This window comes from Paraburkholderia piptadeniae, from assembly GCF_900007165.1.
GTDB classification, from domain to species: Bacteria; Pseudomonadota; Gammaproteobacteria; order Burkholderiales; family Burkholderiaceae; genus Paraburkholderia; species Paraburkholderia piptadeniae.
The window spans coordinates 58333-70538 of record NZ_CYGY02000074.1 but is presented as its reverse complement, the minus strand read 5'-3'; the positions used below and the strand labels follow the sequence as shown (position 1 = coordinate 70538).

Genomic DNA, 12206 nt, shown 5'->3' with positions numbered 1-12206 from the left:
GCTTCGACAAAGCAGGTCTCGCGGAGCGCTTCAGTGCAGCGCGCCCTGACCATGTCTCATTTTGGCAGCAAACTGCGTGGCCGTTTCGTTCGGCATCGCACTCGCGTGGATATGCGCGATCTTCCACTCGCCGCGCTCGTGAACCATCACATAGGTCGTGAAGATCATCGACGGAACGGCCGCCGGGTCAGCCGGACGATGCGCTTCGGCAATCGCATAGACGACCGTGCCCAGGCTGTCGTAGACGCGGATGTCGAGCGGTTCGATCGACACGGGCTGCGCTTCGAGCTGAAGCGTGAGGCCAGCGCGGATCGCGTCGAGGCCGTGCAGATGCGAGCCATCGGCGCAGATGCAACTCACGAACTCCTCGTCGATCCACAGGCCCATCAAGCTGTCGATATTGACCTCCGCGACCGCCTGGTAGTAGGCGTTCAACGTGTCCGCAGCGGCTTCGAAGATGTGGGCAAAACGTGGCATGGCTCGTCAGTCTCTTGCGCGCTAGGCGCGCGGTTGCGGGTCAGTGGTCGGCTTTTCGCGCCGCCCGCGGCAAAGTTCGCGCGGGCTGGCTCGTGGCACGGATGCACAGGCTGTCTCCACGCCTTTTCCAGAACAGCTCCGGGCCGATTTCAGGTCGATCCGAGGTCAATTCCAGGTCAACTCTCCGGCCTGTTTTCAGCCGATGTTCCGGGCCTTTCCCCAGGCGCCTGCAAGGCCATCCGCCAGCATGCCCGCGCTGCAAGACGCGAGCATGACGCATCGAGCGGACGCGGCGCGCTTCGCGCACGACACATGACCGATGGCCGCCGACCTGCCCGCGACGCGTTCCAGCGAGCGCGCAACAGGCAACTTTCGACAGGCGGCGCGGCCCGAACGCTCAGCGTTGCGCGAGCAGCATGCCGCGCAGATCGTTGAATACCTGCTCGGCGCTCAGTTGCCGCAGGCAGTTCAGATGACCCAGCGGGCATTCCCGCTGGAAGCACGGACTGCACTCGAGATGCAGCCATTGTACCTTTGCGAGGTCCGACAAGGGCGGCGTGTGGCGCGGATCGGTCGATCCGTACACGGCGACGAGCGGACGGCGCAGCGCCGCTGTGACGTGCATCAGCCCGGAGTCATTGGTCACGACGGCGCTTGCCCGCGAGATCAGCGCGCTCGCTTCGCCGAGCGCCGTCTGGCCGCACAGGTTGCGCACGTTCGGCGCGCGGTCGGCGATCGCCTGGGCGATGGGCGCGTCTTTCGGCGAGCCGAGCGCGACGATCTTCGTGTACGGGAACGACTGGCCGACCATCTGCGCGAGCGCTGCGAAATGCTCGGGTGGCCAGCGCTTCGCGGGGCCGTACTCGGCGCCGGGGCAGAAGACCAGCAGCGGCACGCGCGTGTCCAGGTTGAAGCGGGTCGAGACGCGCGCCGCTTCGTTCAGGTCGGCGTCGAGACGGGGCTGCGTCAGATCGTCGGGCACTTTCGCGCCGGGCGCGTAGGCGAGCGCGGCGTAATGGCCGACCATGGGCGGACGCTCGTCCTTGCGCGGGTTTCCGTGCCGCACATTCAGCAGACCGTAGCGGCTTTCGCCCGTATAGCCGATGCGCAGCGGAATGCCCGCCATCCACGGAATCAGCGCGGACTTCAGCGAATTCGGCAGCACATAGGCGGCGTCATAGCCGACGTCGCGCAGGTCGCTTGCCAGTTGCCAGCGGCGCAGCATCTGCAGCTTGCCGTGCGCGAGATCGGTCGCGTAGACATCGCGGATTTCAGGCATCCGTTCGAGGATGGGGGCGACCCAGCTGGGCGCGACCGCGTCGATCGCGATACGCGGATGCAATTTCACGAGGCGCGCAAGCAGAGGCTGCGCCATCAATGCGTCACCGATCCAGTTCGGTGCGATAACCAACGCGCGACGCATCAGGGGGAGTTTCCGATGTCGAAAATAAAGCGCCGCGCGCCTGAAGCGCGCGGGGCCGGGGTTGTCAGGAACATTGGACTGCGGCCCAGGCTATATCGGCGTGCGCGGCGAGAAGTCCGGCTTCCAGCGCGGATTGCCGAACGACGCGTGACGCCGCAGCCCGTGCCGCAGACGAAGCGAGTCGCGGATCAGTGACCCTTGACCACTTCGCCGTCGCGCAGCTTGTAGCGCGTGCTGCAGTAAGGGCAGCGCGCTTCGCCGTGCGTCACGTCGATAAAGACGCGCGGATGGTTGCTCCAGCGCGGCATCGACGGGTTCGGGCAGTACGCAGGAAGATCCTTCGCCGACAGTTCGACCAGCGGCATTTCCTTGATTTCACTCATAGGGACTTTCTCGTTGTATGCAAAGAGCAGGCGCGGCTGGCGTTTGCCTTCACGTGTGGCCGCAGCCGCGCCCGCGGAATTCAGATCTTCGTGAGCCAGTGCGCGTACTTCTCGCTCTTGCCGTTCACGATGTCGAAGAACGCCGATTGCAGCTTCTCCGTGATCGGGCCGCGCGCGCCCGAGCCGATCGTGCGGTTGTCGAGTTCGCGGATGGGCGTGACTTCGGCGGCCGTGCCAGTGAAGAACGCTTCGTCGGCCGTATAGACTTCGTCGCGCGTGATGCGCTTTTCGATCACCTCGATGCCCGCGTCCTTCGCCAGCGTGATGACGGTGTCGCGCGTGATGCCGTCGAGGCACGACGACAGGTCGGGCGTGTACAGCTTGCCGTTGTTCACGAGGAAGAAGTTCTCGCCCGAGCCTTCCGACACATAGCCGTCGACGTCGAGCAGCAGCGCTTCGTCGTAGCCGTCGGCGGTGGCTTCCTGGTTCGCGAGGATCGAATTGACATACCAGCCCGATGCCTTCGCGCGGACCATCGATACGTTCACATGATGGCGCGTGAACGACGACGTCTTCACGCGGATGCCCTTCTTGATGCCGTCTTCGCCGAGATACGCGCCCCACGGCCATGCGGCGATCGCGACGTGAATGGTATTGCCCTTCGCCGACACGCCCAGCTTTTCCGAGCCGACCCAGATGATCGGGCGTAGATAGCACGACTCCAGCTTGTTCTCGCGGACGACTTCGCGCTGCGCGGCGGCGAGCGTTTCGTGGTCGAATGGCACGTCCATCTGGAAGATCTTGGCCGAGTTGAGCAGGCGCTTGGTGTGCTCGTTCAGACGGAAGATCGACGTGCCGCCGTCGACCGTCTTGTACGCGCGCACGCCCTCGAAAACACCCATCCCATAGTGCAGCGTATGGGTGAGGACGTGGATTTTGGCGTCGCGCCATTCGATGAGCTTGCCATCCATCCAGATCTTGCCGTCGCGGTCGGCCATTGACATACGGTTCTCCAGGCAGTGCGGGTTCGGGTTCTAACGTTCCAACGTTCCGACGTGATACGGACTTGTTGTGACGCGCGCTGCGCGTGGCGCGCCGACTACACGAAGCGCCGGGGACACGCGGCAAACGCGATATTTTACCGTCATTTGCAGAGGCAACGGGCATTCGCGGGCACCCTGGACGCTATAATCCGGCGGTCGCTGAAAAGAAAACCGCATGCGCCAGCGGCTGCCTTACGATCTGGCGCTGACCTCCAGCCGTCGCGGCGTTCATCGCGCCGCATTGCCTTCGCCTCATGCTCGCTCGCCTGTCCGATCTCGATCGCCGTGCCTTCCGTGATGGCATGCGCGCCTACTCGCCGACCTTGATGGCGATCTTCTCATGGGGCCTCGTGACGGGCATCGCGATGAGCAAATCGGTGATGACGGTGCCGCAATCGCTCGCCATGTCGCTGCTGGTCTATGCGGGCTCGTCGCAACTGGCCGTGCTGCCGCTGATGCTCGCGAAGCTGCCCGTCTGGACCATTCTGCTGACGGCCGCGATGGTCAACACGCGTTTCATCATCTTCAGCGCCGGTCTCGCGCCGCATTTTTCGTATCTGCCGCTGTACCGACGGTTGCTCGTCGGCTATTTCAACGGCGACGTCATCTACCTGCTGTTCCAGAAGAAGGCCTTTCAGACCGGCTATGTGCCCGGCAAGGAAGCGTATTTCTGGGGCATGGCCGTCTCGAGCTGGCTGTCGTGGCAGGTGTCGTCGATCGTCGGCATTCTGCTCGCGAGCCTCTTTCCCGATAACTGGGGCCTTTCGCTCGCGGGCACGCTCGCGCTGATTCCCGTGATGGTATCGGCGATCTCGTCGCGCTCGACGCTCGCGGCCGTCAGCGTCGCGGGCATCGTCGCGCTGATCGCGTTCGACCTGCCGTACCGGCTCGCGCTGCCGCTCGCCGTCCTGACGGCGATCGTCGCCGGCAGCGCCGCCGACGCGATGGCCGAGCGCGCCGACTTGCGCCGCATTCGCAACAGCACGGAGAACCCGCGATGACCACGCTGCAGATCTGGCTCGCGATCATCGGCATGACGTTTGTCACAGCGCTGACACGCGCGCTGTTTCTGATCGGGGGTGAGCGCACGGTTTTGCCCGAGCGCGCGCAACGGATGCTGCGCTACGCGCCCGCGGCGGCGCTCGCGGCCGTCGTCGTGCCGGACGTGCTGGTGACGGACAGCGGCGTGTCCGTCGCGCTGTCGAATCACGAGCTGTACGGCACGCTCGCGGGCCTCGCGTGGTTCCTCTGGCGGCGCACGATGCTGGGCACGATCGTCGTCGGGATGCTGGTGTTCACGGCGTTGCGGCTGATCTTCTGATGCGGTGCACGGATGTTGCGGTGCAATAACCTGCCGGGCCCCACTGGCGCCGCCAAATACCGGGATTCTCGCGCCACGGGATAGATCGGTCTGTCGATCGGTTAAAATACCCGTCTCCCGGAACACGCGCGAAGCCGCCGGCACCGTTCGCGAGAGGCCGTTCGCGCAGCGTCCGCACCGCCTTCCAATCAACTCGCATACGAATCATGAAACAGGTATTGCGTCTCTCCGATCTGATCGCCGAAGGCAAGCTATCCGGCAAACGCGTCTTCATCCGCGCCGACCTGAACGTACCGCAGGACGACGCCGGCAACATCACCGAAGACACCCGCATCCGCGCTTCCGTGCCCGCCATCAAGTCCGCGCTGGACGCCGGCGCTGCCGTCATGGTCACGTCGCACCTGGGCCGCCCGACGGAAGGCGACTTTAAACCCGAAGACTCGCTCGCGCCCGTTGCGAAGCGCCTGTCCGAACTGCTCGGCCGCGACGTGCCGCTGGTGTCGCAGTGGGTCGAGAACGGCGTGAACGTCGCGCCGGGCCAGGTCGTGCTGCTCGAAAACTGCCGCGTGAACAAGGGCGAAAAGAAGGATTCCGACGAGCTCGCGCAGAAAATGGCGAAGCTCTGCGACGTCTACGTGAACGACGCGTTCGGCACCGCTCACCGCGCCGAAGCGACGACGCATGGCATCGCGAAGTACGCGAGCGTCGCGTGCGCGGGCCCGCTGCTCGCCGCCGAACTCGAAGCGCTCGGCAAGGCGCTCGGCTCGCCGAAGCGTCCGCTCGTGGCGATCGTCGCGGGCTCGAAGGTGTCGACCAAGCTGACCATCCTGAAGTCGCTGGCCGACAAGGTCGACCAGCTGATCGTCGGCGGCGGCATCGCGAACACGTTCATGCTTGCGGCAGGTCTGAAGATCGGCAAGTCGCTCGTCGAAGCGGATCTCGTCGACGAAGCGAAGGCGATCATCGAATCGGCGAAGGCGCGTGGCGCGTCGGTGCCGATCCCGAGCGACGTGGTTACGGCCAAAGAGTTTTCGCCGACGGCCAAGGCCGAAATCAAGAAGGTCGCTGACGTTCAAGACGACGACATGATCCTCGACATCGGACCGGAAACGGCGAAGGCGCTCGCGTCGCAGCTCGAGAAGGCTGGCACGATCGTCTGGAACGGCCCTGTCGGCGTGTTCGAGTTCGACCAGTTCGGCAACGGCACGAAGACGCTGGCTGACGCGATCGCGAAGTCGTCGGCGTACTCGATTGCAGGCGGCGGCGACACGCTCGCGGCCATCGCGAAGTACGGCATCCACGACAAGGTGAGCTATATCTCGACGGGCGGCGGCGCATTCCTCGAGTTCCTCGAGGGCAAGAAGCTGCCCGCCGTCGCAGTGCTGGAATCGCGGGCCTGATAATGGCGACGCGCTCCCCCAACAAGCCTCAGAAGACGCGCAACGCGTCGCGCACGGCAGCGGCAGGGGAGCGCGCAGCGCGCTCCGCAAAAGCGCTGCAACCCGAGGCCGCCGCGCAGGCGGCTTCGCAACCTTCCGGCAACGCGCCAGCGGCAGAGACCGCAGTCGTTGCCGCAGACCGCTCAGATCGAGCGGAACAGAATACGGAACTGGCCTCCGACGCCGTCGCCGCAAACGCAGCGACAGACGCGCAAGCAGAGGCCGGTTCAGGTGCAACGGTGTCCTCCGCCTCGCACACCGAAGCCGATGATGAGTCTTTGCGCGCGGCCGATCAGCCGTCGCCGCGGTTTCATGATGTCGCAGCAGTCCCCCACGATACGACGCCGGGCCTTCAAGGTTCGAAGGGAACGAACGGCGCACTGCCCCATGTAGCACCTGTCGTTGCGCAGCCTCCGCATCCGACTCCTGACGTTCATCCCAGCGATCTCATCCAAACGAGGAGACTCATGCATCGCGCCACCAAGATTGTCGCAACCATCGGGCCGGCTTCCAGCACGCAGGAAATCCTGCAGCAAATGATCGAAGCGGGCGCCGACGTGGTGCGCCTCAACTTTTCCCACGGCACCGCTGACGATCACCGTCAGCGTGCGGAGTTCGTGCGTGCAGCGGCCCGGCAGGCAGGCCATGAAGTCGGCATCATGGCCGACTTGCAAGGCCCGAAGATCCGGGTCGGCAAATTCGAAAACGGCAAGACCACGCTGGTCGCCGGCAACACCTTCATCCTCGACGCCGATTGCGAGCTCGGCAACGACGAGCGCGTCGGCCTCGACTACAAGGACCTGCCGCGCGACCTGAAAGCCGGCGACACGCTGCTTCTGAACGACGGCCTGATCGTGCTGAGCGTGCAGCGCGTGATCGGCAACGAGATTCACACCGTCGTGAAGATCGGCGGCGACCTGTCGAACAACAAGGGCATCAACCGCCAGGGCGGCGGCCTGACGGCGCCCGCGCTGACCGCGAAGGACATGGAGGATATCCGCACGGCGATGTCGCTGGGCGCGGACTATGTCGCCGTGTCGTTTCCGAAGAACGCGACGGACATGGAAATGGCGCGCCAGCTCGCAAACATCGCGGGCGCGCCGTACGGCATCAAGCCGAAGATGATCGCGAAGATCGAGCGCGCCGAGGCGATCCCGGCGCTGCAAGGCATTCTCGAAGCATCGGACGGCATCATGGTCGCGCGCGGCGATCTCGCCGTCGAAGTCGGCAACGCGGCCGTGCCCGCGCTGCAAAAGCGCATGATCAAGATGGCGCGCGAGGCGAACAAGTTCGTCATCACGGCCACGCAGATGATGGAATCGATGATCAACGCGCCCGTGCCGACGCGTGCCGAAGTCTCGGACGTGGCGAACGCGGTGCTGGACGGCACCGACGCCGTGATGCTGTCGGCGGAATCAGCGGCGGGTAAATACCCGGTGCAGACGATCGAAACGATGGCCGCAATCTGCGTCGAAGCGGAAAAGTCCGAGCACGTCGAACTGGACAAGGACTTCCTCGACCGAACCTTCACCCGCATCGACCAGTCGATTGCAATGGGCGCGCTTTTCACGGCGTATCACCTGGGTGCGAAGGCGATCGTCGCGCTGACGGAGTCGGGCTCGACGGCGCTGTGGATGTCGCGTCACTGGACGCATGTTCCCATCTTCGCGCTCACGCCGCGCGAGGGCAGCGAGCGCGCGATGCAGATCTACCGCAACGTGAACCCGCTACATCTCGACACCAGCAGCGATCGCGACATCGCGCTCCAGCAAGCGCTCGAAGTGGTCGTCGGCAAGGGCTATGCGGCGCGCGGCGACATGGTCGTGCTGACGGTCGGCGAGCCGATGGGCCAGGCGGGCGGCACGAACACGCTGAAGATCGTCCGCGTCGGCGAGCCGGTCTGATTTACCGGCACGCCATCGATAGCCGTAAGCGCGAGGAAATACGAGCCGTCGCGCGACCGTAAAGGAACCGCGACGGCGAGCCGAACGGCGCGCGTGAAGCGGAGCGCCGTGTCCCCGAAAGAGAGGCGGCGCACGCAGTTTGGGAAGGGTGCGCTCGGGACACGGTCTGCTTCACGATAAAATTGCATGAAATTGCATAAATAGATGCCGTCGGCACAGGATTCGTTTCAATCTAAGGAGTACATCAATGCCTCTCGTATCAATGCGTCAACTGCTGGACCATGCCGCCGAACACGGTTATGGCCTTCCGGCATTCAACGTAAACAACCTGGAGCAGGTGCAGGCGATCATGGCGGCGGCCGATCAGGTCAACGCACCCGTGATCATGCAGGCATCGGCAGGCGCGCGTAAGTACGCCGGCGAGCCGTTCCTGCGCCATCTGATCGAAGCGGCCATCGAATCGTATCCGCACATTCCCGTCGTGATGCACCAGGACCACGGCCAGTCGCCGGCAGTCTGCATGGCCGCGATCCGCAGCGGCTTCACGAGCGTGATGATGGACGGCTCGCTCGAAGCCGACGGCAAGACGGTGGCGTCGTACGAGTACAACGTCGACGTGTCTCGCAAGGTCGTCGAAGCGGCGCACTCGATCGGCGTGACGGTGGAAGCGGAACTGGGCGTGCTCGGTTCGCTGGAAACGATGAAGGGCGACAAGGAAGACGGCCACGGCGCGGAAGGCACGATGACGCGCGAACAGCTTCTGACCGACGTCGAGCAGGCAGCGGACTTCGTGAAGCTCACGCAGTGCGACGCACTGGCGATCGCGATCGGCACGTCGCACGGCGCGTACAAGTTCTCGAAGAAGCCGACGGGCGATATCCTGTCGATTCAGCGCATCAAGGAAATTCACCAGCGCATTCCGAACACGCACCTGGTGATGCACGGTTCGTCGTCGGTGCCGCAGGAACTGCTCGCGGAAATCCGCGAATTCGGCGGCGACATGAAGGAAACCTACGGCGTGCCCGTCGAGGAAATCCAGGAAGGCATTAAGAACGGCGTCCGCAAGATCAACATCGACACCGATCTGCGTCTTGCGATCACGGGCGCGATCCGCCGCTACATGGCCGAGAACCGTTCGAAGTTCGATCCGCGCGATTACCTGAAGCCGGCTCGCGAAGCCGCGAAGAAGGTCTGCGTGGACCGTTATCTGGCGTTCGGCTGCGAAGGCCAGGCGTCGAAGATCAAGTCCATCTCGATGGACAAGATGGCTGAGAAGTACAAGGTGGGCGAGCTCGCGCAAGTCGTCCGCTAAGCGGCGGGCGGGTTTGCCCCGCTCGCGCGCTGCACGAGCATCACGCGCCTGGCCATCTGGCCAGGTTGTCGTCCGATCGCCGTTCCCGCATGATCCGGGGAACGGCGTTTCCCTTTTGTTCCGGGCCGTTTTTCAGCCCCATTTTAGTGAATCACGACGATGTCTACCCTTTACGAATCCACGCTCCGCTCGCTGCAGCTGCTCGGCCGCGGCAAAGTCCGCGACAACTACGCGGTGGGCAACGACCAGTTGCTGATTGTCACGACGGACCGTCTGTCCGCGTTCGACGTGGTCATGGGCGAGCCGATTCCGGGCAAGGGGCGCGTGCTGAACCAGATGGCCAACTTCTGGTTCGACAAGCTGAAGCACGTCGTACCGAATCATTTGACGGGCGTTGCGCCGGAAACCGTCGTCGCGCCCGATGAAGTCGAGCAGGTGAAGGGCCGCGCGGTCGTCGTAAAGCGCCTCGAGCCGATTCTCGTCGAAGCCGTGGTGCGCGGCTATCTGGCCGGGAGCGGCTGGAAGGACTATCAGGCGACGGGCGCCGTGTGCGGCGTGAAGCTGCCCGAGGGCCTGCAAAACGCGCAGAAACTGCCCGAGCCGATCTTCACGCCGGCCGCGAAGGCCGAGATGGGCCACCACGACGAAAACATCACATACGAAGAGATGGAGCGCCGCATCGGCACCGAACTCTCGGCGACGATCCGCGACATCTCGATCCGTCTCTACAAGGAAGCCGCCGACTACGCGGCGACGCGCGGCATCATCATCGCGGACACGAAGTTCGAATTCGGTCTCGACGACAAGGGCCGGCTCTATCTGATGGACGAAGCGCTGACGGCCGATTCGTCGCGCTTCTGGCCGGCGGATCAATACCAGGTCGGCACGAACCCACCGTCGTTCGACAAGCAGTTCGTGCGCGACTGGCTGGAAACGCAGCCGTGGAAGAAGGAGCCGCCCGCGCCGAAACTGCCGGACGAAGTCGTCGAGAAGACGTCGCAGAAGTATCAGGAAGCGCTCGAGCGCCTGACGGGCCAGAAGCTCGCCTGAGCGCCACGCACACGGAACAAGCAACATCATGAGTGAAGTTCAGACAGCACATACCCATGACGCGCCGCTCGTCGGCGTGCTGATGGGTTCCAGCTCCGACTGGGAAGTCATGAAGAACGCGGTCGCCGTCCTGCAGGAATTCGGCGTGCCGTACGAAGCGAAGGTCGTTTCCGCGCACCGCATGCCTGATGAAATGTTCGCCTATGCTGAAAGCGCGCGCGAACGCGGCGTGCGTGCGATCATTGCGGGCGCCGGCGGCGCGGCGCATCTGCCGGGCATGCTGGCCGCGAAGACGACGGTGCCCGTGCTCGGCGTGCCCGTGGCAAGCAAGTATCTGAAGGGCGTCGATTCGCTGCACTCGATCGTGCAAATGCCGAAGGGCGTGCCTGTCGCGACGTTCGCGATCGGCGAAGCAGGCGCGGCGAATGCGGCGCTGTTCGCGGTGTCGATGCTGAGCGGCACGTCGCCGGAATATGCGGAGAAGCTCGCCGCCTTCCGCGTGCGCCAGAACGAAGCGGCTCACGCGATGACGCTGCCGCCGCTGTAAGCGCCTCAGATGCGCAGCGGCTAGTACCCGAAGAAGTTCAACGCAGTCCAACGCTTTGACCGGCCGATCCTCACATCGGCCGCGAACGACCACCAAGATGAATCCAGACAACACTCCGGTATCACCGATTATGCCCGGCGCATGGCTCGGCATGGTTGGTGGCGGCCAGCTTGGCCGCATGTTCTGCTTCGCCGCGCAGGCGATGGGCTATCGCGTCGCCGTCCTCGATCCGGACGAAAACAGTCCGGCGGGTGCCGTCGCGGATCGTCATCTGCGCGCGGCCTATGACGACGAAGCGTCTCTCACCGAACTCGCGCGCCTGTGCGCGGCGGTGTCGACCGAGTTCGAGAACGTGCCGGCGGCGAGTCTCGATTTCCTCGCGCGCACGACGTTCGTTAGCCCCGCTGGACGTTGCGTCGCCGTCGCGCAGGACCGCATCGCGGAGAAGCGCTTCATCGCGTCGTCGGGCGTGCCCGTTGCGCCGCACGTCGTGATCGAATCGTCGGATGCGCTCGCCGCGCTCGACGATGCTGCGCTCGAAGCCGTGCTGCCGGGCATCCTGAAGACGTCTCGGCTCGGCTACGACGGCAAAGGCCAGGTGCGCGTCGGCAACGCAGCGGAAGTGCGTGCGGCGCATGCGTCGCTGGGCGGCGTCGCTTGCGTGCTCGAAAAGCGCTTGCCGTTGAAGTTCGAAGTGTCGGCGCTGATCTCGCGCGGCACGAACGGCTCGTCGGCCGTCTATCCGCTCGCGCAGAACACGCATCGCCATGGCGTGTTGTCGCATACCATCGTGCCCGCACCCGACGCCAATGCGACGCTCGTCGAACAGGCGCAGCTGGCCGCGCTGCAGATCGCGGACAAGCTCGGCTATGTCGGCGTGCTGTGTGTCGAATTCTTCATTCTCGAAGACGGCACGCTGGTCGCGAACGAAATGGCGCCGCGTCCGCACAACTCCGGCCACTACACGGTCGACGCCTGCGCGACGAGCCAGTTCGAGCAGCAGGTGCGGGCGATGACGGGCATGCCGCTCGGCGACACGCGCCAGCATTCGCCCGCCGTCATGCTGAACATCCTGGGCGACGTGTGGTTCCCCGTCAACGCGAAGGGCGAAAGGCCGAGCGCGGCCGTGACGCCACCGTGGCATGAAGTCGCCGCGATGCCGGAAGCGCGTCTGCATCTGTACGGCAAGGAAGAGGCGCGTCCGGGCCGCAAGATGGGTCACGTGAACTTCACGGCCGCGACGCTCGAGCGTGCACGCACGGCGGCCCGCGACTGCGCGCGCCTGCTGCATATCCCGACTAGCTGAG

General features: G+C 64.6%; 12 protein-coding genes. 8 read left to right on the top strand and 4 right to left on the bottom strand.

Annotated elements, in window-relative coordinates:
* Nucleotides 1–30: 30 nt before the first annotated feature.
* The 4 genes from BN2476_RS35055 to BN2476_RS35040 all read right to left on the bottom strand — a co-directional run bounded on the left by BN2476_RS35055 (nt 31) and on the right by BN2476_RS35040 (nt 3287).
* A complete protein-coding gene (locus tag BN2476_RS35055; protein ID WP_087738783.1) occupies nt 31–477 on the bottom strand; it encodes a nuclear transport factor 2 family protein in 447 nt (148 codons plus the stop codon).
* A gap of 397 nt (nt 478–874) precedes the next feature.
* The gene (waaF, locus tag BN2476_RS35050; protein ID WP_087738782.1) at nt 875–1900 is read right to left on the bottom strand and encodes a lipopolysaccharide heptosyltransferase II; all 1026 of its coding nucleotides are present in this window, start codon (nt 1898–1900) and stop codon (nt 875–877) included.
* A 188-nt stretch (nt 1901–2088) separates the two neighbouring features.
* On the bottom strand, nt 2089–2283 hold the full coding sequence (locus BN2476_RS35045; RefSeq protein ID WP_087738781.1) for a zinc-finger domain-containing protein: 195 nt from the start codon (nt 2281–2283) through the stop codon (nt 2089–2091).
* Between the two features lie 80 nt (nt 2284–2363).
* Complete coding sequence (locus BN2476_RS35040; protein WP_087738780.1) at nt 2364–3287, bottom strand: branched-chain amino acid transaminase; 924 nt, start codon at nt 3285–3287, stop codon at nt 2364–2366.
* 293 nt (nt 3288–3580) lie between these two features.
* On the opposite strand from BN2476_RS35040, the gene BN2476_RS35035 reads away from it, so the two are divergent.
* The 8 genes from BN2476_RS35035 to BN2476_RS35000 all read left to right on the top strand — a co-directional run bounded on the left by BN2476_RS35035 (nt 3581) and on the right by BN2476_RS35000 (nt 12205).
* Nucleotides 3581–4327, top strand: coding sequence for an AzlC family ABC transporter permease (locus BN2476_RS35035; RefSeq protein WP_087738779.1), 747 nt, complete (start codon nt 3581–3583; stop codon nt 4325–4327).
* Nucleotides 4324–4647: an AzlD domain-containing protein gene (locus BN2476_RS35030; protein WP_087738778.1), complete on the top strand. Its 324-nt coding sequence runs from the start codon at nt 4324–4326 to the stop codon at nt 4645–4647. The genes BN2476_RS35035 and BN2476_RS35030 overlap by 4 nt, the downstream gene beginning before the upstream one ends.
* A gap of 206 nt (nt 4648–4853) precedes the next feature.
* Complete coding sequence (locus tag BN2476_RS35025; protein WP_087738777.1) at nt 4854–6047, top strand: phosphoglycerate kinase; 1194 nt, start codon at nt 4854–4856, stop codon at nt 6045–6047.
* Between the two features lie 506 nt (nt 6048–6553).
* A complete protein-coding gene (gene pyk, locus BN2476_RS35020; RefSeq protein ID WP_087738817.1) occupies nt 6554–7990 on the top strand; it encodes a pyruvate kinase in 1437 nt (478 codons plus the stop codon).
* A gap of 247 nt (nt 7991–8237) precedes the next feature.
* Complete coding sequence (gene fba / locus BN2476_RS35015; RefSeq protein ID WP_087738776.1) at nt 8238–9302, top strand: class II fructose-bisphosphate aldolase; 1065 nt, start codon at nt 8238–8240, stop codon at nt 9300–9302.
* A gap of 159 nt (nt 9303–9461) precedes the next feature.
* Entirely contained in the window at nt 9462–10352 is an 891-nt protein-coding gene (locus BN2476_RS35010; RefSeq protein ID WP_087738775.1) for a phosphoribosylaminoimidazolesuccinocarboxamide synthase, read from the top strand.
* A 28-nt stretch (nt 10353–10380) separates the two neighbouring features.
* Nucleotides 10381–10899, top strand: coding sequence for a 5-(carboxyamino)imidazole ribonucleotide mutase (gene purE / locus BN2476_RS35005; protein WP_087738774.1), 519 nt, complete (start codon nt 10381–10383; stop codon nt 10897–10899).
* Nucleotides 10900–10996: 97 nt separating this feature from the next.
* Nucleotides 10997–12205 (top strand): 5-(carboxyamino)imidazole ribonucleotide synthase, encoded by a 1209-nt coding sequence (locus BN2476_RS35000; RefSeq protein WP_087738773.1) that lies wholly within the window; start codon nt 10997–10999, stop codon nt 12203–12205.
* Nucleotide 12206 lies beyond the last annotated feature (1 nt).